1 protein-coding gene and 1 other annotated feature are annotated in these 1322 nt (G+C 59.8%); the gene reads left to right on the top strand.

Going from position 1 to position 1322, the window contains the following annotated elements:
• Nucleotides 1-53: 53 nt before the first annotated feature.
• Nucleotides 54-1288, top strand: a protein-coding gene (locus ACKTSJ_RS11110; RefSeq protein ID WP_407900232.1) for an IS3 family transposase whose coding sequence is annotated in 2 segments (ribosomal slippage) — nt 54-339 and nt 339-1288 — 1236 coding nt in all. Because the reading frame shifts where the segments join, the coding sequence is not laid out codon by codon here.
• Nucleotides 338-454 (top strand) — a sequence feature (AL1L pseudoknot). Its footprint overlaps the gene before it by 117 nt.
• Nucleotides 1289-1322 lie beyond the last annotated feature (34 nt).

Here is a 1322-nt window from a genome sequence, read left to right as displayed (position 1 = left end):
TGAATCGCTCCGGGTTTTGAGGAGGCTCCTAATCTTGAGAGAATGGAGCCCTTATGGACAAGAAACCCACCCCGAAGTATTCCCCCGAAGTTCGCGAGCGCGCCGTGCGCATGGTGCAAGAGCATCGCAACGAGTATCCATCGCAATGGGCGGCTATTGAATCGATTGCGCCGAAGATTGGCTGTGTTCCACAAACACTGCATGACTGGGTGAAGAAGCACGAGATCGACCATGGCCTGCGCGACGGCATCACCAGCGAGGAGCGTGACCGCATCAAGGCATTGGAACGCGAGGTGAAGGAATTGCGCCGCGCCAATGAGATTCTGAAGCTGGCCAGCGCTTTTTTTGCCCAGGCGGAGCTCGACCGCAAACTCAAATCCTGAGGTCGTTCATCGACCGGCATCGCGACACCTACGGGGTCGAGCCGATCTGCAAGGTGTTGCAGATCGCCCCGTCCGGTTATCGGCGCCACGCGGCGCAACAGCGCAACCCAGCGTTGCGCTGTGCCCGCGCCCAACGTGACGACGTCTTGATGCCCCAGATCCAGCGTGTCTGGCATGCCAACTTCCAGGTCTATGGTGCAGACAAGGTCTGGCGGCAGCTCAATCGCGAAGAGGTGCCGGTGGCCCGCTGCACGGTCGAGCGGCTCATGAAACGGTTGGGACTGGAAGGTGCCAGGCGAGGCAAGGTCATCAAAACGACCCGACCCGATAAGAACCTCCCTTGTCCGCTGGATCGGGTCAACCGGCAATTCAAAGCCGACCGCCCCAACCAGCTATGGGTGGCGGACTTCACCTATGTCTCGACGTGGCAGGGCTGGCTCTATGTAGCCTTCGTCATCGACGTGTTCGCACGCCGCATCGTGGGCTGGCGGGTCAGCACCAGCATGCACACGGACTTCGTGCTCGATGCACTGGAACAGGCACTGTATGCGCGCCAGCCGGAACTGGGGAGTCTGATCCACCACTCCGACAGGGGCTCGCAGTACGTCTCCATCCGCTACACCGAGCGGCTTGGCGAAGCCGGGGTGGAACCTTCTGTTGGCAGCCGGGGCGACAGTTACGACAACGCTCTGGCCGAGACGATCAACGGGCTGTACAAGACTGAACTGATCCACAAACGAGGGCCATGGAAGAACCGGGAATCGGTAGAACTGGCGACGCTGGAATGGGTGTCCTGGTTCAACCATCAACGCCTGCTCGAACCCATCGGCCATATCCCGCCCGCAGAAGCTGAGGCACAATACTACCGGCAGTTAGCCAACAAGGATGCTGCCAACGTTACTTAAACCAAACAGCCTCCACGAAACTCGGGGCGATTCA

It is taken from the genome of Ferrigenium sp. UT5 (assembly GCF_045866295.1).
In the GTDB taxonomy this organism is placed as follows: Bacteria; Pseudomonadota; Gammaproteobacteria; order Burkholderiales; family Gallionellaceae; genus Sideroxyarcus.
This window is presented reverse-complemented; position numbering and strand designations above follow the sequence as displayed.